General features: G+C 65.4%; 26 protein-coding genes. 6 read left to right on the top strand and 20 right to left on the bottom strand.

The window, feature by feature from the left end; translation table 11 throughout:
- Positions 1 to 10 precede the first annotated feature (10 nt).
- The 18 genes from VQ045_RS12970 to VQ045_RS12885 form a co-directional block, all read right to left on the bottom strand.
- A complete protein-coding gene (locus VQ045_RS12970; protein ID WP_327624206.1) occupies positions 11 to 406 on the bottom strand; it encodes a bacteriohemerythrin in 396 nt (131 codons plus the stop codon).
- Positions 407 to 427: 21 nt separating this feature from the next.
- Positions 428 to 925, bottom strand: a complete 498-nt coding sequence (locus VQ045_RS12965) for a hypothetical protein (protein ID WP_327624207.1) — start codon at positions 923 to 925, stop codon at positions 428 to 430.
- Positions 922 to 2493 (bottom strand): cytochrome b N-terminal domain-containing protein, encoded by a 1572-nt coding sequence (locus VQ045_RS12960; protein WP_331830387.1) that lies wholly within the window; start codon positions 2491 to 2493, stop codon positions 922 to 924. Before VQ045_RS12960 ends, VQ045_RS12965 begins: the two co-directional genes overlap by 4 nt.
- Entirely contained in the window at positions 2490 to 3314 is an 825-nt protein-coding gene (locus VQ045_RS12955; RefSeq protein WP_327647076.1) for an SCO family protein, read from the bottom strand. Before VQ045_RS12955 ends, VQ045_RS12960 begins: the two co-directional genes overlap by 4 nt.
- A complete protein-coding gene (cyoE, locus tag VQ045_RS12950; RefSeq protein WP_331830386.1) occupies positions 3302 to 4171 on the bottom strand; it encodes a heme o synthase in 870 nt (289 codons plus the stop codon). Before cyoE ends, VQ045_RS12955 begins: the two co-directional genes overlap by 13 nt.
- Positions 4172 to 4181: 10 nt before the next feature.
- Positions 4182 to 5915 carry a cbb3-type cytochrome c oxidase subunit I gene (locus tag VQ045_RS12945; RefSeq protein ID WP_331830385.1) on the bottom strand — a complete coding sequence of 578 codons (1734 nt, stop codon included), beginning with the start codon at positions 5913 to 5915 and terminating at the stop codon, positions 4182 to 4184.
- A gap of 11 nt (positions 5916 to 5926) precedes the next feature.
- Positions 5927 to 6460 carry a hypothetical protein gene (locus VQ045_RS12940; RefSeq protein WP_327624212.1) on the bottom strand — a complete coding sequence of 178 codons (534 nt, stop codon included), beginning with the start codon at positions 6458 to 6460 and terminating at the stop codon, positions 5927 to 5929.
- Between the two features lie 9 nt (positions 6461 to 6469).
- On the bottom strand, positions 6470 to 6631 hold the full coding sequence (locus VQ045_RS12935) for a hypothetical protein (RefSeq protein ID WP_327624213.1): 162 nt from the start codon (positions 6629 to 6631) through the stop codon (positions 6470 to 6472).
- A gap of 236 nt (positions 6632 to 6867) precedes the next feature.
- Positions 6868 to 7599, bottom strand: a complete 732-nt coding sequence (locus tag VQ045_RS12930) for a sirohydrochlorin chelatase (RefSeq protein WP_327647077.1) — start codon at positions 7597 to 7599, stop codon at positions 6868 to 6870.
- The gene (locus VQ045_RS12925; protein ID WP_327647078.1) at positions 7583 to 9133 is read right to left on the bottom strand and encodes a cytochrome D1 domain-containing protein; all 1551 of its coding nucleotides are present in this window, start codon (positions 9131 to 9133) and stop codon (positions 7583 to 7585) included. The genes VQ045_RS12930 and VQ045_RS12925 overlap by 17 nt, the downstream gene beginning before the upstream one ends.
- On the bottom strand, positions 9108 to 10316 hold the full coding sequence (gene nirJ / locus VQ045_RS12920; protein ID WP_331830384.1) for a heme d1 biosynthesis radical SAM protein NirJ: 1209 nt from the start codon (positions 10314 to 10316) through the stop codon (positions 9108 to 9110). Before nirJ ends, VQ045_RS12925 begins: the two co-directional genes overlap by 26 nt.
- Positions 10316 to 10807, bottom strand: a complete 492-nt coding sequence (gene ahbB, locus VQ045_RS12915; RefSeq protein WP_327624217.1) for a siroheme decarboxylase subunit beta — start codon at positions 10805 to 10807, stop codon at positions 10316 to 10318. The genes nirJ and ahbB (VQ045_RS12915) overlap by 1 nt, the downstream gene beginning before the upstream one ends.
- Positions 10804 to 11268, bottom strand: a complete 465-nt coding sequence (locus VQ045_RS12910; RefSeq protein ID WP_327626196.1) for an Lrp/AsnC family transcriptional regulator — start codon at positions 11266 to 11268, stop codon at positions 10804 to 10806. The genes ahbB (VQ045_RS12915) and VQ045_RS12910 overlap by 4 nt, the downstream gene beginning before the upstream one ends.
- Entirely contained in the window at positions 11265 to 12257 is a 993-nt protein-coding gene (gene ahbB / locus VQ045_RS12905) for a siroheme decarboxylase subunit beta (RefSeq protein ID WP_331830383.1), read from the bottom strand. The genes VQ045_RS12910 and ahbB (VQ045_RS12905) overlap by 4 nt, the downstream gene beginning before the upstream one ends.
- Before the next feature lie 3 nt (positions 12258 to 12260).
- Positions 12261 to 13427, bottom strand: a complete 1167-nt coding sequence (locus VQ045_RS12900; protein ID WP_331830382.1) for a cytochrome D1 domain-containing protein — start codon at positions 13425 to 13427, stop codon at positions 12261 to 12263.
- Positions 13424 to 13723 (bottom strand): c-type cytochrome, encoded by a 300-nt coding sequence (locus VQ045_RS12895; RefSeq protein WP_327647086.1) that lies wholly within the window; start codon positions 13721 to 13723, stop codon positions 13424 to 13426. Before VQ045_RS12895 ends, VQ045_RS12900 begins: the two co-directional genes overlap by 4 nt.
- Before the next feature lie 7 nt (positions 13724 to 13730).
- Positions 13731 to 14519 carry a uroporphyrinogen-III C-methyltransferase gene (gene cobA / locus VQ045_RS12890; RefSeq protein ID WP_331830381.1) on the bottom strand — a complete coding sequence of 263 codons (789 nt, stop codon included), beginning with the start codon at positions 14517 to 14519 and terminating at the stop codon, positions 13731 to 13733.
- A gap of 57 nt (positions 14520 to 14576) precedes the next feature.
- A complete protein-coding gene (locus tag VQ045_RS12885) occupies positions 14577 to 16331 on the bottom strand; it encodes a cytochrome D1 domain-containing protein (RefSeq protein ID WP_331830380.1) in 1755 nt (584 codons plus the stop codon).
- Between the two features lie 131 nt (positions 16332 to 16462).
- Between VQ045_RS12885 and VQ045_RS12880 the strand changes: the two genes are divergently transcribed.
- Positions 16463 to 18529, top strand: a complete 2067-nt coding sequence (locus tag VQ045_RS12880) for a 4Fe-4S binding protein (protein ID WP_331830379.1) — start codon at positions 16463 to 16465, stop codon at positions 18527 to 18529.
- Positions 18526 to 19458, top strand: coding sequence for an FAD:protein FMN transferase (locus VQ045_RS12875; RefSeq protein WP_331830378.1), 933 nt, complete (start codon positions 18526 to 18528; stop codon positions 19456 to 19458). Before VQ045_RS12880 ends, VQ045_RS12875 begins: the two co-directional genes overlap by 4 nt.
- 75 nt (positions 19459 to 19533) lie before the next feature.
- On the opposite strand, the gene VQ045_RS12870 is transcribed toward VQ045_RS12875, so the two are convergent.
- Together VQ045_RS12870 and VQ045_RS12865 are read right to left on the bottom strand one after the other, a co-directional pair.
- Positions 19534 to 20103 carry a DUF4202 domain-containing protein gene (locus VQ045_RS12870; protein WP_331830377.1) on the bottom strand — a complete coding sequence of 190 codons (570 nt, stop codon included), beginning with the start codon at positions 20101 to 20103 and terminating at the stop codon, positions 19534 to 19536.
- Positions 20100 to 20807 carry a Crp/Fnr family transcriptional regulator gene (locus VQ045_RS12865; RefSeq protein ID WP_331830376.1) on the bottom strand — a complete coding sequence of 236 codons (708 nt, stop codon included), beginning with the start codon at positions 20805 to 20807 and terminating at the stop codon, positions 20100 to 20102. The genes VQ045_RS12870 and VQ045_RS12865 overlap by 4 nt, the downstream gene beginning before the upstream one ends.
- A gap of 382 nt (positions 20808 to 21189) precedes the next feature.
- Here VQ045_RS12865 and VQ045_RS12860 point away from each other — a divergent pair, with 382 nt between their 5' ends.
- From VQ045_RS12860 to VQ045_RS12845, 4 genes are all read left to right on the top strand, one after another.
- Positions 21190 to 21846, top strand: coding sequence for a helix-turn-helix domain-containing protein (locus tag VQ045_RS12860; protein ID WP_331830375.1), 657 nt, complete (start codon positions 21190 to 21192; stop codon positions 21844 to 21846).
- Positions 21847 to 21981: 135 nt separating this feature from the next.
- Positions 21982 to 22236, top strand: coding sequence for an ATP-binding cassette domain-containing protein (locus VQ045_RS12855; protein WP_331830374.1), 255 nt, complete (start codon positions 21982 to 21984; stop codon positions 22234 to 22236).
- Complete coding sequence (gene trxC / locus VQ045_RS12850; RefSeq protein ID WP_331830373.1) at positions 22233 to 22679, top strand: thioredoxin TrxC; 447 nt, start codon at positions 22233 to 22235, stop codon at positions 22677 to 22679. The genes VQ045_RS12855 and trxC overlap by 4 nt, the downstream gene beginning before the upstream one ends.
- Positions 22680 to 22779: 100 nt before the next feature.
- A partial coding sequence (locus tag VQ045_RS12845) for a DnaJ domain-containing protein (protein ID WP_331830372.1) occupies positions 22780 to 23150 on the top strand: 371 nt, incomplete at its 3' end.

Raw genomic sequence — 23150 nt, 5'->3', positions numbered from 1 at the left:
GGCCCACCCGTCAATGCGGATGCTGGCCGAGGCGGGAATGGAGCCGGGCGTCATGCGTCTTGAAGTGCTCGGTGAACCAGGGATCCAGTGCCGCGACCAGCCGGTCGGCCTGAGGCCCGGTGCCGGATTCGTAATCGCTCATGATATCCCGCAACTCGTCGAGCAGCCGCTCGTGATCGGCCTTGTGCTGCGCGATCTGGTCGTAGTCGTGCTCGCGCATGAACTTCTCCTCCAGCGCGAAATGAGCAGATATCCCGCGCAGCAGATCGCCGAAGGCGGCGACCGCATCGCCGTCCCCGGTCAGCGCGTCGCCAAGCCGGTTGACGAGATCGATCAGCTCCTTGTGCTCGTGATCGACGGCCGGAACGCCGACGCTATAGCTGTCCTTCCACTCCATCCGAGGCATCGGTACTCCTCCCACAAACAATCAGTTGAAGACAAAGCCGCCCTGCTCGGGGCGAAAGTCGATGGCGAGATTTTGCTCCGCCGTTAGGGTAATGCGGCGCGCGGCCTCGTAGTCGAAGCCCTCGGCGCGCCCAGTGTCGGCCAGGCGGACGGCGATTTCATGATCCCCCGCGCCAAGCGGGAAACGCTGGTACACCCGAGCCGGGCCGTCGCCGGCCAGGCCGCTCGGCGGCAGTTCGGCGCGAAGCGCCGGCTCACCATCGATGTCGAGTTCGAACCGAAGCGCCGCGCGCTCGCGATCGCAGATCTCACGCTTGCGCATATTCGCCGGCAATCTCGCCCGTTCCTCTGCGTCGAGCTGTCGGCAGTTACGCGCGCCGCCATGGGTGAAGCTGAGTTTTACCACGCCGGTCCCTTCCGGCAGGCTCCGCCATGTCGGCGCGGCCGAAAAAAACGCGGCGCCAGTGGCGACCACCGCCGTCACAGCGCTGCCGAGGATCAGGCGGCGAACCCGGCTCATTGGTCGACCTCCTCGATCGACTGAGGGAACTGCCGCGTCGCTCCCGCTGGCAAAGCATCATCGGCTGGCAGCGCGGCGAGACGATCCTGGAAGGTCGCCAATTCGCGCGCAAGCCGCGCCGTTTCCGTCGGCCCCGCCCAGACCGTCGCCAGCCGGGCGCGCGGCACCCGGGCGCGCAGATAGGGATCGCGGGTCGCGGCGATGCGTTGCTCGGTCCATTCGATGCCGAAGCGATGCTGGCATTCTCGCTCGGCGCAACCGGCGATCGCCACGCCATCGGCCAGATCGCGGGACAGGATGAAGTCGATCAGCGATGGCGGGGCCATGGCGACACAAGGCAGCACGACCCGTCCCGGCAGATCCCTTCCCGCCGCGCCATGGGCGCAGGCCAGCGTCAGCACCCGTCCCGCCCCTTCCAGCGCCACAGCGGCCTCGATCACCTGCTCGCGCACCATCTTCAGCGGCAGGTCGGGCAGGTCGATCCCGGTCACCAGATCGATGGAGCGGCGGAACGGCGTCGAGGACGGGCATGACCCCATGCAGATACCGCAGGCGACGCAACGATCGGGGTCGACTTCGGCCTGGTGGGGAAACGGCGCGCCATCGGTGCGCGGCACCAGTGTGACCGCGCCGTAGGGGCAGTCCTCGACGCAACGGTTGCAGCCATTGCAATGGTCGAGGAACACCTCGACCGGCGCCGGACGGGGCTTGGGCGGCAACCAGGGAAGGGCCGACATTCCGACGCTGAAGAGCACCAACCCGGCCCAGATCGCGCCCGCCGGCACCATATCCATCACCGGATAGAGCGGCAGGATGAACCAGTCGATACCGACCTGCGCCGGCACCATCGCCAGATCGGCCGCGGCTTGCGAGCGGGCGGGTAGCAGCAGCGAGGCGATCAAAAGGCCGGCCAGAACGATGCCGCCGAGTTCCCGCGACGGCGCGGTCCGGGCATTGGTGATCCGCTGGATATGGATCCACATCACCAGCAACAGGATCAGCGGCACCGCGATATGAAGGAACACCAGGAGGGTGAAGAACCGCCCGCTCAACGCCTCGGGCGTGAGAAAATTCCGCGCGATCGGCTCGCCGAAGATGGGCAGCCAATCGAGCAGCTCGGTGCTGGCGATGGCGACGTATTGCGCCAGGCGGTCCCAGACCAGCCAATAGCCGGTGATGCCGGAGATATAGACCAGCCAGATCAGCGGCACGCCGGTGATCCAGGAGAACCATCGCGCGCCGCGATGGCGCCCCCTGGCGAACTCGCGAACCAGATGAACCAGCATGACCGCGATCATCAGATCGGACGCGTAGCGGTGAAAACTGCGCGCAATGCCGGCGTGGAACCAGTGGTCGTTGGTCAGCCACTCGATCGACGTATAGGCGTTCACCACGCCGGTATCGAAGAAGATGAAGAGATAGACCCCGGTCGCCGTGACGATCCAGAACAGGAACCAGCCGAGCGTGCCAAGCTGGGCCATCGGATTCCACTCGGGTCCGAAGATGGCGTCGAGTGCCCGTTCGACCCGGTCGAAGCCGCGGCTCAGGGTAGTACCGACGGCTCTCATACCTCGTCCCGACATCGCCCCACCGGCCGCCGGTTGCCCAGCCAGAGCCGCAGGATGACGATCCCCGTCAGGATCAGCGAGAGCCCGCCGAGCACGATGCCGAAGCCGATCGCATAGTCGAATTCGTAGACGCCGGTCGCCGGGTTGTAGGTCGTGCAGATGAACTTGATCCGATCGATCAGGCCCTCGCGGGTGATCCCGCGCAGGCTCGTGCCGTAGATCAGGTCCTTGAGCGGTTCCAGCAGCATCTGGATCGGAAAGTCGTCGCCATAGATATGGCGGTAGACGCGTCCCTCTGCGTCGAGGATCGTCGTCTGGGTGATATGCTCGAAGCCGCCGGCGGCGGCGCGATAGCTGAAACCGACATCGGCGAGAAGCCGCCGCAGCGTCGCCGCGTCGGCGCTGGCGAGCCGCCAGTCCGCCTCGGGAATACGCTGTGTTTTGGCGAAGGCGTCGAGCCGGGACGGCGTGTCGTTGCGGGCGTCGAAGCCGAGCGTCAGCACCGAGAATTGCTGCGCGCCGAAGACGCGACGCGCCTCCTCGACCGCCTCGATTATCCGCTGCGTCGTCGGCGGACAGACCGACGAGCAACTCGTATAGACGATGCTGACCACCAGCGGCCGGCCGCGAAGCTCGGCCAGCGGGAGCGACGCGCCATGACGGTCGACCAGCGTGTAGTCGCCCACGAGTCGGCCCAACGCCGCCTCGCTCGCGGCTACCACCGCGATCGGATCAAAACTCTCGGCGCCTTCGGCCCGGAGCGGTATGGCCACCGCGAACAGGAGCGCAATACCGACAAAGCGGCGGATCAGGTCGCCCATCGGACCGCAGCGTCGAGATAGACGCCCGTGACAAGCAGCGCGAATTGCACGAGCGAAGCGCGAAAATTGGCCATCGCGGTTTGCCGCGACGGCGCCGCCCAGAGCTGGGCCGAGCGCCACAGGAACAGCCCGCCGCCGGCCAGCGCGAAGACGCCGTAGACCAGACCCATGCCGGTGGCGAGCGGTAAGAGGGAGAGCACCAGCAACACCGCTGCGTGACCGAGGATGATCGGCGCCCATACCTTTTCGGACACGATCACTGGCAGCATCGGCACGCCGCACCGCCGATAGTCGTCGCCCTTCGCCGCCGCCAGCGACCAGAAGTGCGGCGGCGTCCAGAAGAACATGACGAGGGCGAGGATCACCGGCGTCGCCTGCATTTCGCCGCCGACCGCCGCCGCGCCGGCGAGGATGGCGAAACTGCCGGACGCGCCGCCGACCACGATGTTCCACACGCTCCGCCGCTTCAGCCATACGGTATAGACCCAGCCATAGGTGATGGCGCCGAGAAACAGCCAGAACGCCGCCAGTGAACCTCCGACCGACCAGGCCATGACCAGCGAGGCGAGCAGCAGGCCGGCGAAGGTCACCGGCCAGATCGGACCGGGCTTCAGGCGGCCGCTGGCGAAGGGCCGGGCGTGGGTCCGCCGCATGTCCCGGTCGCTCTCGCGCTCCCAGTAATGGTTGAAGGCGCCGGCCGCCCCGCTAGCGCCGAGGACCGCGAGCAGGAAGACACTGGCCTGAACTGGCGAGAGCGCGCCCTCGCCGGCCAGCATCCCGGCCAGCGCCGCCAGCGCGACGGCGAAGCCTATCCTCAGCTTCAGGATCGAACCGGTTATGCGGAGCGCGGCCAGCATCGCTTCGCCCTTACCGGAACAGCCAGAGGTCGGACAGATACTTCCAGTTGACGAAGTAGTAGAGCACAAAGGAGACGAAGAAGATCGTCACCAAAACGATCGTGCCCGGCAGCTTGACCGTGCCCTCGCTGCCGTAGTGCGATGCCGCATACGGTCCCTGTGCGTGCAGCGGGAAGTGCATCGGCTGCGCTCCTGCGGTGTCGAGCTTCTTGCCGAAGAACACGGTGCCAACCGTGATCAGGATGTAGAGCGCGCCGCCCACGCCCGCGATGAGAGCGAAGATGCCGTTCAGCCCCATCATCAGGAAGGCACCGGGCGCATACTCGAAGGCATGCGCTGCATCGGTCAGGGTGATGTCCCAGTGCCGCCGCGCGACGCCGAGGGTGCCCGCCCCCATCATGAACAGCGAGATGCCTCCGGCGCCGATGCCGAACAGATAGGGCTGCCACTTCGCCAGCTTCGGCCAGATGACCTCGCGTTGGAAGATGAGCGGCAACAACAGATAGGTCACCGCCATGAAGGCGAGCGTGGTGCCGGCGACGACCGTGCCGTGGAAATGGCCGGGCACATAGATGGTGTTGTGCATCAGGACGTTGAGCTGTTCGGTGCCGAGCACGACGCCGGAGATGCCGCCGATGAAGCCGAACATGACGAGGCTGAGGAACATTCCCGAAAAGGCCGGGTTGCCCCAGGGCGCCTTCTGCAGCCACTCGAACCAGCCCTTCCGGAAGCCGTTGCGCCGCTGCGCCGCCTCGATCGCGCCGGGCACAGTCAGTCCGTGAATCATCGAGCCCATGACGGCCAGATACATCATGTAAGAGGTGTTGATGATCTTCCACTCGGCGCTCATGCCGGGCTCGGCGAGCAGATGGTGCGCCGAGGCGAGCTGCAGGAACAGGATGTACATCAAAAAGGCGGTCCGGCTGACCTTCTCGGACAAGGGCTTCGCCCCCACCACCAGCGCCGCGATCAGATACCAGACCGAAACATGCGCCGAGACGTTCATCTGCTGCGAGGAGTGGCCCATGCCCCACCAGATCACCTTGTACATCAGCGGATCGATATTCGAGATCAGCCCGAGCGACCAGAGCCAGGTCGGGATCAGGATGATCGCGCCGGAGGCGATGGTGAATACCGCGATGATCGCCGCGGTCAGTGCGCCGAAGGTGACCAACGGTATCGATCCCTCATAGGTGCGCTCGGCGCGGGCGATGACCAGAGTACCAAAGAAGACCGCGACCCCGATCAGTGCGCCGACCGAGAAGAGAATCAGCGATAGATAGAACCAGGACGACGCCATCATCGGCGGGTAGGAGGTGAACATCACGGATGAGTCGCCGCGCAGCACCGCGTAGTTCGCCATCAACGCGCCGACGATCATCAGCACGAAGCCGAGCCAGGCGAATTTGGGTGCCGCGAGACGCGAGTTCAGGAGAACCGCCGAGGCTAGATAGAGAATCGCGATCTCGAAGAATATGATCCAGAAGAGCAGCACATTGGCGCCGTGCCCGGTCAGGACCAGATAGAACCACTCGGCCGGCAGAAGATGCACCGCCGGCCAGCGGGTCAGCGCCACCGCCACCCCCATCAGCCCGCCGAGCATGAGAAAGACGACGGCGGCCACCGCATTGGCCTTGATCAGTCGCTGAGCGGCGACGTCCACCTTCAGCCCGGTGTAGCCGCATTTGCGGAACACGGCCTCGGAAAAAGCGCCCGGCGCGATGCCTGCATCGATCGTGGTCATGGCGCTCTCCTTTATTCAGTCACGCGAATCCGGCCGGTCATCTGGTGATGACCGATGCCGCAATACTCGTTGCAGACGATGCCGAACTCCCCCGCCTCGGTCGGCGTCAGGGTGATGACATGCTCGTATCCAGGCTGGACCTGGATGTTGATGTTGGTCGGCTGCAGCGAGAAACCGTGCTGCCAGTCGGCCGAACTCATATGGATGCGGTAGCTCTGGTCCTTCTTCAGCTCGAGAATCGGCCACCACTCCCAGAGACGCGCGAGTAAATAGACCTCCTCACCGGCCGGCGGGCGGACCACCGGCACGCCCTCCTCCTCGCCGACCTGCCACTGTTCGGCGAACGCCTCGACCTTTTCGACATATTTGTCCGGGTTGATCCGGTAGGTCTCATTCGCAAGGTTCTGGTCGCCGATGAAGTGCCAGGCGATCATGAAGAAGAACATGAACAGACCCCAGAGGAAGGCGATGACAATCCAGCTCAACTCGATCTTGTGGATCGGCTCGTTCCACCAAATTCGGTTCTGGGGAGGAGTTATGGCCATGTTGGACTCCTATTGGGCGAGCGGAATTGTGACGATCTCCATCACGCCCCAGATCAGATAAAGAACCGTGGGGATGGTGATCCCGAACACCAGCAGCAGGAAAGGGTTGTCGAGAAGCTGCTGCATGAATGGGATACGCTCCGGGCGCGGGGTTTCCTGTTCGTCGGCCATTGCAGAACCTTCCCTAAGGACCTCGAATCGAGACCTTTCAAGAATACCGACGCCCGGGCAGCGGCGGCTTGACGAAAGTCAAGTATTGGAAATTCTCGTGCCGAAAGCGCCTGAGCGCGGCACCGAAGGCGAAGGTGGGCATGAACATGGCCAGCTACGGCGGGAGGCGATTGCCGGCTCCGGGAACAGACGAAAAACCGATTATGCCAACCTACGGTGGTCAGCGGCGGAGGCTTTCAAGCCGCGATCCGCGCGGCATGCATCGACAGCGCGGCCGCGACGATCTGCGCGATCTCCGGCCGCATCCCCACGGGATCGAGCATCGGGCCAGGAAAGGCCGCTTCGGCGAGAGCCCGGGGCAAATCGACATCGACATGCCCCGCATGCCCGGCAAAGAACGGCAGGCACAGGGCCGGGCCATTGAGCCGCGCCGCCTCGGCAAGATACGGAACCTCGTCCACGAAGCCGACGCGAACGTCGCGAAACAGCCCGGCGGCGGCGATAAAGCGCGCGGCCTTCTCGGCGGCTTCGCGTGGCCGGGGATCCGACGGCGATCCATGCGCGGCGAGAAGGATCGTGGTCTCCTCCAGCGATAAATCTCGCTCCGACGCAGCGCGGCGCACGCAATCGAGGCAGAACGCGTGCAGAGACGGATCGAGGCCTAGCGGCGACAGCATCGCGAAGGCGCCGTCGCAGAGCTCGCCGATCCGCCGCGGCAACTCGCGGCTGACAAACCAGCCGTCCGACATGAACAATGGATAGATCGACACCTGCTGGCTTCCGAGCGTGTCGAGCGTGGCTTTGAGCGTGCCGCGACCGGCGAGCGTCGCGCCCCGCACGGTCCAGCCGTGAAGCCTCGCCGCCACACGATCGGCCAGCGCGTGCAGGTCCTCCTCGGGCCGCCCGGGCGCCGAGGGGGAGCCGTGCGCGACGATGAGCGCGGCGCGCGACTCAGTGGCTGGTGCCATCCGAAAAGCTGATCTTGTTCCAGACATTGTACTTCCCCGAGGGCTTTCTCATCGGCAACCGGGTGACTTCCTCGAGCGTTTGCGCATCGTAGACAATGACCGCGCCCTCATCCTCCCAGACGCTGACCAGCGCATACTTGCCGTCCCGATCGAACTCGACATGGGCGACGGTGGCGCCGGGAACCGGACGCAGGGTCTTGACGATCTCCAGCGTCTGCTTGTCGATTACATGCATCGCGTCGCGGTTCGGGCCGAAGAACACGTCGGCCCAGACATAGCGGCTGTTTTCGTGGCTGCGCAGGAAGAAGCCGGGACCGAGGGTCTCGATCGTCTTGACCACCTGCCAGGTCTCGATGTCGATGACCGACAGCCGCGCCTGCTTCAAATGTGGCGTCGCCATCACCCGCCGGCCGTCTCTGATCCAGGAGATGCCCGAGCCGAGATGCGGCAGGCCGGGCAGCGGCAGTTCCGCGATCTCGCGACCGACGGTCAGGTTCACCACCACCCCGCGTTCGCCGTCGCGCGCCGCGCCGATCAGGTGGCGATAATCCGGCGTGAAGAAGAAGTCGTCGAGCGGGCTCGTCACCGCAATCCGGCGCAGCGCGAACAGCCCCTCGGACCCCGCGATCGCTTCGACCATCCCCTTCTCGTAACTGTGGACATAGCCCTCATAGACCGGTGCGGCATTGGGATCGGTCGCGATTTCCCAAATCTCCGGCGCATCCTTGAGCGCCAGGATGAAACTGTCGCGCTGCGGCGCCTGATAGACGGCGGATACCCGCGAGGGCGTGCCGTCCTTGTCCGCCACCTCAAAGACTTTCTCCACCGACAAATCGGCGGTCGCAAGGATGGTCAGGGTGCGCGGCAGATAGTTCGCCACCGCCAGATGCTTGCCGTCCTTGGAGATCGCGATGTTGCGGCTGTTCAACCCGGCGCGGACACGGCCGATCTCGGCAAGGCTCCACAGATCGTATTTCTGCACCCAACCGTCGCGCGACATGATGAAGACGAACCGCCCGTCGGGCGTGAATTTCGGCCCGCCATGCACGGCAAAGGGCGTCGGGAAGCGATCCAGCACCGTAAAGCTGTCCCCGTCGACGACACTGACGTGATGATCGCCGGTCTCGACGACGAGGAACAGGTTCAAAGGATCGGCGTCGAAGGCCGGGGCCGTGACGGGCACATAGTCCGGGTCGAGCGTCCGGGTTTGTTCGATCTGCCCCGGACCCCAGTCCGGGATTTTCGCCAGCGACGTGGTCAGGTAATCGCCGAGAGCGGCGATCTCGTCCGGGCTCAGGGTGTCGGCGAAGCCGGGCATTTGCGTCGCGGCGCGGCCTTCGGCGATCACTACGCCAAGCTTCGGCCCGCGCATGCGTTTCAGCGTCTCCGGGATCAGCGCCGGCCCGGTGCCGCCGAGTCGGTCGGCGCCGTGGCATTCGGCGCAATACCGCGAATACTGCGCCCGCGGCTCGCCCTGCACCGCCCCGGCGAAGGCCGTCAGCAGCAGGCTAGTGAAAACGATGAACCGGATCATGGCTCTTTCCCCGAAACGGCGTGACAGTCAGGCGCCCACCCGCTTTGACCCCGATCTCAGCGTCGCTCATGTAGCAGGCAGGATCCTCGGCCCAGGGGTCGCCTGTGAGCTGCAATGCACGGATTCGAGTATTGCCGCCGCACACGCTCTGATAGGCGCAAGCCCCGCAACGGCCCTTCAGCGGGCGCGGACGGCGGTGGAGCTGCGCCAGCATCGGGTCGTCACCGGTCCACAGTTCGGAGAAGCGGTGCTCCTTGACGCTGCCGATGGTGTAGTCCGACCAATAGGTGTCGGGATGCACGTTGCCCTGCGGGTCGATGTTGGCCACGCCCAGACCGGAGGAATTGCCGCCCCAGGCCTCCAGATGCGCGCGCAGATGCGCGACCCGCTCGGCCGGGAATAGGCGTTCGGCCCAGCGCAGGAAATAGACCGCGTCAGCGTCGTTGTTGCCGGTGACGATCTCCAGCGGCATGCCTTCGGCCGCCGCGACCCACGCGCGATCGATCAGAAGCTCCATCGCATGGCGCGTCCGCGACCAGCCAACGTCCTCGCCGCGGTGCTTGTCGCCCCGTCCGGCATAGACCAGATGCGACAGGTAGAACTTGTCCACCCCTTCCGCATCGGCCAGCGCCAGCATTTCGGACAACTGATGGGCGTTGTCCTCGGTGATGGTGAAGCGCAGGCCGACCTTGATGTTGCGCTCCTTGCAGGCCCGCACGCCCGCCAGCGCCTCGTCGAAGGCGCCGACCTTGCCCCGGAACCAGTCGTTGGTCTCGCCGATCCCGTCGAGGCTGATGCCGACATAGTCGAAGCCGATCTCGGCCACCCGGTCGGCCGTCGCGCCGACGATGGCGGTGCCATTGGTCGAGAGCGCGAGATACATCTTCATCTGCCGCGCCCGCTCGGCAATCTCGAAGACGTCGCGGCGGGCCAGCGGTTCTCCGCCGGAAAGGATCAGCGCGGGGATACCGAAATCGCCGAGATCCTCCAAGACGCCCATCGCCTGCTCATGGGTCAGTTCTCCGGGAAACGCCACATCCGCTGAACTGGTGTAACAGTGGCGGCAGCGCAGGTTGCAGCGCCGGGTCAGGTTCCAGATCACCACCGGCTTGACCGGCCCGCGGCGCGCGCGCACCGGGGTCGGGTCGACCAGTTGACGCATATAATGCGAGAGGCGGAACATCAGCGCCCTCCTTTGCGGCCGAGCCGCAGACCGGTTTTCTTCAGGATGCGGGTCGAATAGAGGATGTCGCCGCTGCGGCGGGCGGGACCGAGCAATGCCGCGATGCGCTCGCGTTTCGCCTCGACCTGGTTGCGATCGCTGCCATGCACCATGGCAAAGAGATTGTAAGGCCAGACGGGTTGCGCGCGGGGCCTCAGATAGCAGTGCGAGACGAAGTCGAGCGCGCCCACCTCGGCGCCAATCCGCGCCGCGGCGCTGTCCTCCACGTCCCAGACCGTCATACCGTTGGCGGTCATGCCGAGCGCGTAATGATTGGGCGCTGCCCCGATGCGGCGGATCACGCCGCGTTCCCGCATGGCCGTCATGCGCGCGATCACCTCAGCTTCGTCCAGTCCCAACTCCGCCGCGATCGCGGCATAGGGCGCGGGCGTCAGCGGAAGCCCCGCCTGGGTGGCCTCGATGATCCCGCGGTCGATCGCGTCGATGCTCATGCCGCCACCCTGAAACCGATGAAGAATTCCTGCAGCTTCGGAAACCGCAGCACGGCAATCCCCGTCTCCGCCTCAATTTCATCGGCGACGGCCTCGACCGCCTCCGCCGTTTCGGTCGCCAGCACGAACCACATGTTGAGACGATGCTCGCGTTGGTAATTGTGCGCGACCTCCGGATGGGCGTTGACCGCATCCGCCACGGCCTCGAAATGCTCGGCCGGGACCTCCATCGCGCACAGGCAGAAGGCCCCTCCGATCGCGGCCGCGTCGTAGAACGGGCCGAAGCGCGTGATCACGCCGGTTTCGCGCATGCGTCCCAGCCGCGACATCAGCTCGCTCTCGCTCAGGCCGAGCCGCGTCGCCGCCTCCGCATAGGGACGCGGCGTGAGCGGAAACCCTTCTTGCAAAGCGTTGACGATCAGCCGGTCGGTCGCGTCGAGTTCGAGCGCGGAGCGCTTCATGCCGCTGCTCCTTCCGTGGACGCCACCAACGCTCCCGTCTGCTTGAAGCAGCGAATGCTGAACAGCACCTGATGCGGAGCATCCTGAAGGCCGACCTCGCTGCTGGCGCGATCGAGCACCGCCATCGCCTCGTCGCGGCTGCGGGCGTGGATCATGCAGTAGAGCGTATAGGGCCAGACGCCGGGCGCCGCGCGCCGTTGATAACAGAGCGTGACGCCGCGCACGGCGGTCAGCGCAGGTCCGATGCGGCCCAGATCGGCCTCGTCCGCCTCCCAGACCACCATGGCATTGGATCGCCAGCCGAGTGCGCGATGGCGCACGATCACACCGATCCGCGACAGGATACCGGCCGCGGCAAGCGCCTTGACCCGTGCCAGCACGTCCGCCTCGGACCGACCGAGCGCGCGGCCCAATTCGGCAAAAGGACGGGGCACCAGCGCCAGGCCGGTCGAGAGCGCCTGCATGATCGGCCGGTCCTCCGGTTCCAGTACGCCGGCGTCGATATGTTCGCGCGCCGGCGGCACGTGGCCGGCGCCGTCGAGCGAGAAGCCCAGATCGACATTGAACGCGCGCACCAGCGGCAGATCGAGGACCTCAAGTTTCGTGCGCGCACGAATGCGGTCAAGCGTCGCGTCGACATGGAGCCGATCGGGGCCGGTCACCACGAACCAGATGTTCCAGCGGTTCTCGCGCAGATAGGAGTGGTTCACGCCCGGCTCGCCGCCGATGAGGGCGGCGATCTCGTCGATCCGCCATTCGGGAGCAGCGACGGCGGCCAGCGTGCTCGCGCCCGCGGTGCCCGGCCGGCAGGTGGCGCCGACGCGGCTGATTGCGCCAACGGCCTCCATCTCGGCGAGCCGGCTCAGAACGTCCTTCTGGCGAAGGTCCATCCGCTCGGCAATCGCGGCAAACGGCCGGGGTACCAGCGGAAAATCCCGCTGCCAATTGTCGAGCAGCGCGCGGTCGATGATGTCGACGGTCAAGCTCATCGCTCAGAGCCCCGTCCGGTGGGCGCGCGCGGTGAAGAAAATCCCCGACGGGCTCTCCGCCGCGATCTCGCCCAGCTTCTCGAAACTGCGCGCGTCGTAGATGTCCACACGCCCGGCATCGCGGACCGAGACCCAGACCTCGTGACCGCGGGCGGTGAACTCCATGTGCAGGACGGCGGGTCCCGGCGTCAGCGTGTGGATCACCTCGCCCGAAAGCGTATCGATTACCTCGATCGTATCGTTCAAGGGGTGGGCGAAATTGACCCAGACCTGGCGCCCGTCCGGCCGGGCGACGGCGAAGACTGGCTGGCCATGGGTGGCTGTGCGCCCCACCTCAGCCAATGTCCGGCTGTCGACCCAGAGCACTTCATGTCGTCCGACGGCGGGCAGGACAAAACGGTCGCCCGCCAGCGCCCAGCCTTCCAGATGCGGCATCTTGTAGACCGGCAGCGGTTCCTTGCCCTTTCCGTAGCCCGACAGAATCCGCCGCGGAACCGGCGGTTCCTGCCAGAGATCGAGCGCCGTCAGCCCGTCCTCGCCGAACAACCCCGCGATGTAGTGCCGCCCGTCGCCGGTGATCAGCGCGTCATAGGGGTTCGTCCCGATCCCGCCGATCCGGGTGATCGCCGGCTCCTCACCGGAAAAGTCCGCGATCCACGTCTCCCCCGCGTCCCACAGGGTGAAGACGAAGCGCCGCCCCGGCGCGTCGACCAGGCCGATGGTCTTCGACCCGGTCGGGATGTCGGCGACGCTCTCCAGCGTTTCGGCATCGAAGACGCGCACGCCGCCCGGCTCGTAGTTCGAGACCGCGACGAGTTGCCCGTCGTCGGAAATTGCGCCGCCGATGGCGTTGCCCGATTGCACGACGCGGCCAGCGATCGACTGGGTCAGCAGATCGACCTTGGTCAGCCCGCCGTCGCGGCCGAAGACGAAGGCGAAACGCTCGTCCGCCGAGAATACTACCGAAGCATGGGACAGATCGCCCAGGCCCTCGACCCGCCCGATCGCGGCGTGCTCGGACTGGTCGATGATCAGCAGCGAGCCCGAGGCCCGTTCTACAACCACGCCCAGATCGCCGGTGGCGCGGGGCTCCTGCGCTTGGGCAACGCCAAGGAAGACCGCGGAAATCGACGCCAGCATGATCAGGCCAAGGGAAAAGCCACGGCTCATTCGTTGCCTCCGTCCAAGAGATAGCCGGCGATCCAGGCCGCCTCTTCATCTCTGAGGAGCGGGCGCCAGGGCGGCATCGCGGTTCCCGGAACGCCATCGAGAATGATGGCGACAAGCCCGTCGGGCTGCGTCCCGGCCAGCGTCTCGGCGCGGATATCCGGTCCGAGCCCGCCTTTCAGCGTCATTCCGTGGCATGAGCCGCAATCCTGCAGCACCAAACGCTCAAGTTCGGCCGCCCGGCCCGGCGGCAGCTCCTGCGCCAAGGCCGGTGCCCCGATAACGAGCAAAAGGGCCACCAGAACCTCACGCATGAGCCAACGGCGCATGAACGGCGGCAAGATGCGTGAACATTTCGGCGGGTGACGAGCGGTAAAGCGAGACGACATCGCCGATCAGAAACAGCACCGGGCCGGTGAGACGCGCCTCGGCCATGTCGCTGGCGATCCGGTCCAGACGGGAGGTCAGCCGCCGCTCGCGCGGCGTCGTCGCATTGGCGATCGCCAGCACGGGCGTCGCCACGGGCATGCCGTGCGCGATCAGCCGTTCGGAAATCTCGGCGATGTTGGCGGCCCCCATATAGACGACCAGCGTGGTCTGGGTGTCCGCCAATCCCAGCCATTCAAGGTCGAGCGGCCTGTCGCTTCGACAGTGTCCGGTCACGTAGCGCACGCCTGTCGCCAGCCCGCGATGGGTCAGCGGCACACCGGTGACGGAGGCCGCCCCCTGCGCCGCCGTGATGCCGGGGACGATTTCGACCGGGATTCCCGCTGCCCGCAAGGCTTCGGCCTCTTCCGAACCGCGACCGAAGATGAAAGGATCGCCGCCCTTCAATCGCACCACCGTCTGCCCTTCGAGTGCCAGCTCGACGAGGATTTCGTTGATACGCTCCTGCGGCACCGGATGGGAGGTCGGCGCCTTGCCGACCGGGACAAGCCGAGCCGTCGGCGGCGCCAGCGCCAGCACCTCGGGCGACACCAGGCGGTCATGGACCACGACATGCGCCAGTTCCAGCACGCGCGCCGCTTTCAACGTCAAAAGCTCCGGATCGCCTGGACCCGCCCCGACCAGAAACACCCGTCCACGCGTCTTCATAGCTTTCTCCCGGACTGATCGAGTTGGGGCGGCGTGTGCCGCCGCCCCGGGCGCGCGTCAGTAGACGTCCTGGCGGGTGTTGAAGACGTTGAACTTGCCGGTCGGTGTGATCAGCCGCGGATCCTTGATCACGTGTTTCAGCTCCAGCGTCTTGTCGTCGACGACCACGATGGCGGATTCCAGATCCTTGGCGTTCCAGACCGAGAACCAGATTTCGTCACCCGCCTTGTTGAACTCGCCCTGCACGACGCGGGGTTGGCCTTCCGCGATGCCCGCCCATTCGACGATTGGCAGCACCGTGTATTCGGGCTCTTCCTTGTCGAGTTCGTCGACCTTGAAGACCGCGATCGAGGCGGTCACCTCAGCGTCGGGATTCAGTGGCGCATCGACATAAAGATGGTTCGAGGTCGGGTGCGACTTCACGAACAGCGAACCGCCGCCCAGCCCCTCGAGCTGTTGCACCACTTTCCAGGCGTTGTCGGGATGTCCTTCCGGGTCGGTCCCGATCAGCGCGATGGTCTCGTCGCCGAGATGCGAGGTCACCCAGACCGGCCCGTAGACGGGATGGTTCAAATTGGCGCCGCGGCCGGGATGCGGGGTCTGACCGCCGGTCTCCAGCAACGCGGTTAGCTCGCCTTCCTTGGTGTCGATCACCGCGACCTTGCCGCGCGCGTTCGCGGCGGTGAGGAAATAGCGCTTGGTGGAGTCGAAGCCGCCATCGTGCAGGAACCGCTCGGCCTCGATCTCGGTGACCTTGAGGTTCTTGATGTCGGAGTAGTCGACCAGCAGGATCTTGCCGGTCTCCTTGACGTTCACAATGAACTCGGGGCGGTAGTGCGACGCGACGATCGCCGCCACGCGTGGCTCAGGGTGATATTCCTGGCTGTCGTAGATCATGCCCCGCGTCGAGACGATTTTCTTCGGCTCCAGCGTATCACCGTCCATGATGACGTATTGCGGCGGCCAATAAGCGCCCGCGATGGCGTATTTGTCTTCCCAGCCCTCCATCTTGGAGGTCTCGACCGAGCGCGCCTCGGCGCCGATCTTGATCTCGGCCACCGTCGCCGGCGTTTCCATCCACAGGTCGATCATGTTGACCTTGGCATCGCGGCCGATGACGAAGAGATAGCGGCCGGAGGCCGAGATGCGGCTGATATGCACCGCGTAGCCGGTGTCGATCACCGTGTGAATCTCGTAGGTCGCGCCGTCGATCAGCGCGATCTGGCCAGAGTCGCGCAGGGTCACGGAAAACAGATTGTCGATATCGATGTCGTTCATCTTTTCCGTCGGCCGGTCCGCCGGCGCGACCAGGACCTTCCAGGTCTTGAGCATCTCCGGCATGCCGAACTCCGGCGGCGCCGGCGGCTCGATCAGCAGGTAACGGGCCAACATGTCGATCTGCTCTTCGGAGAGCTGACCTGAGGTGCCCCAGTTCGGCATGCCGGCGGGCGACCCGTAGGTCATGAAATCCCGCAGATATTCGTAGCCGTTCTGGCGGGTGATGTCGGGGGTCAGCGCCTTGCCGGTCGCGCCCTTGCGCAGCACGCCGTGGCAGCCGGCGCAGCGTTCGAAGTAAATCGTGGCGGCCGTATTGAATTCGTCCTGGGTGATGACCGGATCGTCAGGCTTGAGACCCGGGATTTCCACGCCGATCTCGCCGAGCGAGGTGGCGCTGTAGACGTATTTCGCGGCTGGCGAATCGCCATGCCCCTTCGGCTTCTCCTGTGCGGCAGCGCCCGTCGCCGCGAGCGCAAGCGGCAACGCGATGCTGGCTAAGAGCTTCAAGCTCCGCGTTTCGCGAATGGTTTTCATGGGGCGGCCTCCGTTGGCGGGTAGGTTCAAAGCGGAAGATGCCCCCCCGGCCGACGACGTTCCTTGACTTTCATCAAGGTGCCGATGGGGAAGCGGCATCATCGTGGCGAAAAGCGAAAGGATGTTCAGTGATGCGGCTGAGGCAGGCCTTGATCATATTCGTCATGGCCTTCGCCTCCCCGGGTTTGGGAGATGGCGCGCTGGCCGATGGCCTGCTGCAAGTCAAAAGCGAGGAGGCGGCGGCAAAACCCGATCTGGCGTTGGCCGCCCGCCTGTTCGCTCGTGACGGTCCCCTTGCCTTGACGCGCGAGGAGGGGGCGGTGCCCGGCTGGTCGGTCACGACACCGGACGGCCTGATCGGCCACATCGCCTCGACCTGGGAAATCACCGAATCCGTCGGTTATTCGGGGCGGCCGATCGATATTCTCGTCGCCGTGACGCGCGACGGCCGCATCGCGGGCGCCCGGCTCATCCGTCAAAGCGAACCGGTCCTGACCTTGGGAATTTCTGAATCGGACATCGCCGACTATGTCGACGGCTTTGCCGGTGTCGATCTGACTCGCCAGCCGACCATCGACTTCGCCGACCGTCCCGACCTTCCGGATGTGATTTCGCGCGCGACCGTGTCGACCGGCGTGATCCGCGACGCCATTCTGCGGACCGCCCGCACGCTTGCCTTGGCGCAAGGGCGGGGAACGGCGATCGACCAGATCGGCTTCAGACCGATGTCCTGGGATGCGCTGCTGGCCGAAGGGGCGCTCGCGCGCACCACCGTCAGTCTCGATCAGGCGCGCGTGGCGCTGAGCGCCGCCAAGATGCCGCCACCGCCGGGCGAGGCGCCGTTCCTCGATCTCTGGGTCGGGATTCTCGACCCGCCGACGATCGGGCGAAACCTCCTCGGCCAAGCGCTTTTCACCCGGGCGATGGCGGTATTGGGCCCCGGCGAGACGGCGTTGTTCGTCGCCTCTCGCGGCCTGCATTCGCATCGGGGCACAGACTGGCGTCGCACCGGTGAATTCGACCGGATCGCGGTGATTCAGGATGAGAAAACCATCACCTTCGAAAGCGGGGACTATCTCCGGATCGACCGCCTCGCGGCCGCCGGCGCACCCGACGTCAAGGAAATGAGTCTCTTCCGGCTGCCTGCCGGCCGCTTCGATCCGGCCCTATCGTTCCGGGTCGAGGTGACGGCGAGCCGCGACACCGGCGGCGAACCTGTCTCGATGGGCATATCGGTCGATTATACCTTACCGGCCCAGTTTCTTCTGCCGCCGGAGATGGCGCCGGAAACCGAGCCGCTGTGGGTCTCGGCCTGGCAGCGCAAGCGGTTCGAGATCGTCGGCGTCGGCCTGATGCTGACCACCCTCGCGGTGATCCTTTTCCTGCAGGAGGCGTTCGTGCGCCGCCCCGCGCTCTGGCGCTGGGGCCGGATCACATTCCTTTCGGTGACACTGGTCTGGCTGGGCTGGATCGCCGGTGGGCAATTGTCCGTTGTTCAGGTGGTGGCGTTCCTGCAATCGCTGTTGACCGGCTTTCGTTGGGAAACTTTCCTGATCGATCCGGTGATCTTCATGCTCTGGGGCTTCGTCGCCCTCGGGCTCTTGTTCTGGGGCCGCGGTGTGTATTGCGGCTGGCTCTGCCCCTTCGGCGCGCTGCAGGAGCTGACCAACGAGATCGCCAAGCGCCTCCGCATTCCGCAGATCGCGGTGCCGTTCGGCGTTCACGAGCGCCTCTGGGCCATCAAGTACACGGCTTTCGTCGCCATCCTCGGCCTGTCGTTCTATTCGATGGATCAGGCGCTGGTGCTGGCCGAGATCGAGCCCTTCAAGACCGCCATGTCGATGCGCTTCATGCGGGCCTGGCCCTTCGTTCTTTTCGTCGTGGCGCTTCTCGTCGCGGGACTGTTCATCGAGCGGTTCTACTGCCGTTATCTCTGCCCGCTTGGCGCGGCGCTGGCGATCCCGGCCAAGCTCAAGCTGTTCGACTGGCTTCGCCGCCGCCCCCAATGCGGACGGGAATGCCGGCTTTGCGAAACCAAATGCATGGTTGGCGCCATCGATCCGATCGGTCGGATCAATCCCAATGAATGCGTGCTTTGCCTGCATTGCCAGACGATCTACCACGATCCGAACACCTGCCTGGTGCTGAAGCGACGCGCCCGTCCGACGGCCCCGACCGCGCGGGAGAACTCACCATGACACCATGCCTGACCCGGCGCCGCTTCATGACGATCTGCGCCGCCGCCGCCCTGCCTCGTGAAGCTCTAGCCGGGGCGCCGATGACACGCTGGCGGGGCGCGGCACTGGGCGCCGAGGCCTCCATTTCACTGGTCGGAATAAAGGGTGACGCCGCCGACGAGATCTTTGCCGCGACACAGGCCGAGATCGACCGGCTTGAGGGAATCTTCAGCCTGTATCGCGCCGGTTCGGCATTGGCCCGCCTGAACCTTGAAGGACGGCTGGATACTCCGCCCGCCGAGCTGGTCGAACTCCTCGCCCTGTCGGATTCGCTCCATCGCGTGACCGGCGGCGCCTTCGATCCGACGATCCAGCCCCTATGGCAATTGCACGCTCTGGCCGCGCAGGAGCAACGGCGGCTCGAAGCCGAAGAGATTGCCGAGGCCAGGAAACGGACGGGTTGGGTGCATCTGCGTCACAGCCCGGACGCGGTCGGCTTCAGGCGCGACGGCATGGCTTTGACGCTCAACGGCATCGCGCAAGGGTACATCGCCGACCGGGTGGCGGCGCTGGTCCGCGCACGCGGACTGACCGACGTTCTGATCGACATGGGCGAGATCGCCGCTCTCGGCCGCCGCCCCGATCGAACGCCCTGGCGCGCCGCGATCGCGACGCCGGACGGCGAGATCGTCGGCGAGGTCCCGCTCGGCGATCGCGCGCTGGCTACCTCGGCGCCGCTCGGCACGCCGTTGGACAAGGCCGGCCGCGTCGGTCACATCCTCGATCCGCGGACGGGGCACGCCGAAGCCCGCTGGCGGCTGGTGTCGGTAGCGGCAGACAGCGCGGCGCTGGCCGACGGCCTGTCGACCGCCTTCTGCCTGATGCCCCGCCATGCGATCAAAACGGTCCTGCAGGCCCATCCGAACGTATCGCTCGAAGCAATCCTTTGACCTGTGATCGTTGAGAGGCGCACGAACCAAAGACGGGGCAGTTCTTGACCTGCCTTGCCGCCGCCCGCCAGTTCCTCAGACCGCAAGCGCGGGCGCAAGCTCCGGCGGCAGATCGAATTCGGCGGCGACGCGCGCGCGTCCCTTGGCCGACATCTTGCGCGCGGTCTTGGCGACGATGCCGAAGATTTTTTCATGGTCGTGCCTGGCGGCGAAATCCGCGAAATACCAGCGCAGGAACACCAGGCAGATCACGTCCTCCAGCATCTGCACCTCCGGGTCGCGCTTGATCCCCTCCTTGCGCAGCATCTGCGCCACACGCGCCCCGTCGGCCTCGCAATAGCCCGCCGCGATCATCAATTCCGCCACCCGCGCGCCATGCGCCAGCGCCTGCGCTTTCCGCCAGGCGTGATAGCCCTCGCGGCTGTCGGGATACGCGCTTCGCGGCAGCTTCCAACGCTCGATGTGCTGTCCGCGCGCCGCAATCCGCAAATGCTCGGACGCATCCGGGCAGATTCGGTCGAGCTCCCCTGACATCCGCCGGCCATAGACAAGCGCCGCCGGTTCCCGCGTCTCCGCTTCCAGCGTCGGATCGGCGGAATTGGCCCTGTCGATCGCGGCGATGACTGCCTCGAATCGCCCGCTCATTGGGCCTTGCTCCAGGCATCGGCGCGATCCTCTTCGACAAAGCCGCGCAACCGTCCGACATCCGCGATGGCTGCGTGATTGTGGCTGATCGCCACGCCGTTCTGCTTCAATCGCGCGAAGGCGCGGGACAGGCTTTCGGGCTTCATGCCCAGCCGCCCCGCGATCAGCACCTTGTCGTAGGGCAAGATCACGGTGCATGCGCCTTCGGCGACGTGGCAGAGGTCGAGCAGGAATTCGGCCAGCCGTTGCGCGCCGGTCTGGGCCTTCAGTTGCTCGACCTGTTCGACCAGCGCGTGCAGGTGCTTGAAGGTCGCCGCCAGCATCGAGATGCAAAGCTCCGGCTGCGACTTCATCATCTGCAGCACCACTGCCGCGGGAACCTGCATCAGCCGGCAATCGGTGACCGCCTCGGCGGCGACCGGATAGACGTCGCCGCGAAACGCCACCGCCTCGCCGAAGCTTCGGCCCTTGGTGAAGGTTCCGACCACCGCCTCCGCCCCGTTATGCGCGATCCGGAACAGCTTCACCCATCCTTCCAGCACGATATAGACGCTGTTGGCGGTATCGCCCTGCAGGAAGATCGTCGCCGATCGGCCAAACTTCCGGACGTCGGACCGCGCCAGGATCATGTCGGCGACATCCTCGGGTACACTGCCCAAGAGGATGGACCCCTTTGCAATCTGCCAATCGCCTTCCTGGTGCATTGGTTTCTCCGATTATGGTTTGGGATCATCGAACGCCCAGACCTAACACCAGATGCCGCCACGGGATCAATGCGGAGGAACCCAGAACCGGTCCCGGCAAGCGCGTGATGATCGCCGGATAGTCGGTGCTGGGAGCCGCGCCGAGGGCGGCCTTCCAGCTCGAGCCCGGTTCGGCGGAGTTCTCGGTCCTTGCGGTTGAACAAGGCCACTGTGAAATCACGTGCGGCCTTCGCCCCAACGCTTTGATTCAAAAGCTTGAAAACATTGCCGGAAGTCCGGCAACGCGTTGAGGCTACGTAATTCCCCTAAGGACATAACCGAATTTCGCGCAACCATGATCGGCGCCATGGTTTCCCCCACCAGAACGGAAAGGGAAACAACAATGCTCGCTTCCACGCTCGCCCAGGCGCCCTTGCGGTCGCATCCCTTCACGATCGATCACCCGGCGTTTCCATCTGCTGCCGCATCGCCCCGCCCGCAGATCGTCAGCTTCTTCCAGGCGGGCGCGGAAATTTACGCCGCGGGCGATCCGGCCGGCAATCTCTACCGGGTCGAGTTCGGCGCGGTTCGCGTCTATCGCTTGCTGGCCGATGGCCGCCGGCAGATCATCGCATTCCATCTGGCTGGCGAAACGTTCGGCTTCGAAGCCGGCGTGGAGCGAGAATTCTTTGCCGAGGCGATCAATGCCATCGGGATCTGCCGCCGTCATCTCTCGACCAGTGATGGTGTCGATCCAGACATACTGTCTTTGGCGTTGCAGAGCCTGAGAACGACTCAACGGTATCTTTTAGTGCTCGCTCGGCACTCCGCCTTCGAACGCGTTGCGAGCTTCCTCGCCGAGATGGCCGAGCGGCAGGGCGACCTCGAGCACGTCCATCTGCCGATGTCGCGAATGGATATCGCGGACCATCTCGGCCTGACCATCGAGACGGTATCGCGGACGTTCACCAGGCTCAAGGAACAGCGGCTCATCGAGCTGGTCGATTCGCGCGATATCCGCATTCTGCGACGACGGGCTCTTCTGGAGATCGGTGAATGACGATATGCGCTCGCGATCACGCTCAGGGCGATGTCCGGCTAAGACGCGAGCTTCCGCGAGCCCGATGCGCCGCTCGGCAACTGGAATTGACGGAGGTCAACGTGCCGAGGCCGCGCGACCGATAGGCTGATCAGCATGGCCAGCGTCACTTCAGTCTTCCAGATGCAGGGGGTCACCAAGGTCTACCGGACCGGCGGTGTCGAGGTCTGGGCCTTGCGCGGCGTCGACGCCGAACTCGAGGCCGGCGAATTCGTCGTCATGCTGGGTCCGTCCGGCTCGGGAAAGTCGACACTCCTCAACATCATGGGAGGACTCGATCGCGCGAGCGCCGGCCGGGTGACGTTTCAGGGCGAAGATCGCACCCAACCAGGCGGAGGGAGAGCGGAATGACCAAGACCCGTGTGGTTTGCAGCAAGTGCGGCGGCGTCAACCGCTTGCCGCCGTCGCGATCGGCCAGCGGCGCCAAATGCGGGAAATGCGGGGCGAAGCTGTTCGCCGGCCATCCCGAGGATGTCGGTGCTGAGAATTTCGACCGCCAGATCGCGCGCGGCACCGTGCCGGTTCTCGTCGATGTCTGGGCCCCCTGGTGCGGACCATGTCTGGCGATGGCGCCCGCCTATGAGGCCGCGGCGCGCGATCTGGAGCCGCGGGTCCGCATGATCAAGCTCAATTCGGAAGCCGAACAGGGAGCCGCCTCTCGCCTCGGCATTCGCGGCATTCCGACGATGATCCTGTTCCTGGATGGGCGGGAGACGGCAAGAACCTCGGGCGCGATGTCGGCCAATCAGATCGTGCAATGGGTGCGTGACAAGTTGCCGACTGCGGCGGCTTGAGCCTGCCATCCATCGGCGCCGCAACAGAGGCGTCGGAGCGTTGCGCAGTACCGATAAAGAACACGGGCATTCGAAGCATGGTTGGCATGGAATCAGTTGCATGAAGGACCCTTACGAGACCCTCGGCGTCGACCGCTCCGCGACCAGCAAGGAGATCAAGGCCGCGTTCAAGAAACTGGCGCGCAAGCACCATCCGGATCTGCATCCGGGCGACAAGGAGGCTGAGAGCAGGTTCAAGGACCTCTCGGCGGCAAACGACCTGCTCAAGGACCCGGAAAAACGCCGGCGCTTCGATGCGGGCGAAATCGACGCCAGCGGAGCCGAGCGCCCGCATGAGCGGTTCTATCGCGATTTCGCAGACGGCCCCGCCTACGCTTCGCACGCCGCACAGGACGGTTTTTCGAGCAATGAAGATCTGGAGGCGTTTCTGTCCCGCGCGTTTTCAGGCGGAGGACGACGAGCCCAGGGCAC

The organism is Aurantimonas sp. E1-2-R+4, assembly GCF_036549515.1.
Taxonomy (GTDB): domain Bacteria; phylum Pseudomonadota; class Alphaproteobacteria; order Rhizobiales; family Rhizobiaceae; genus Aurantimonas; species Aurantimonas coralicida_A.
The sequence above is the reverse complement of the archived record's forward strand: the minus strand, read 5'-3'. Positions and strand labels throughout refer to the sequence as shown.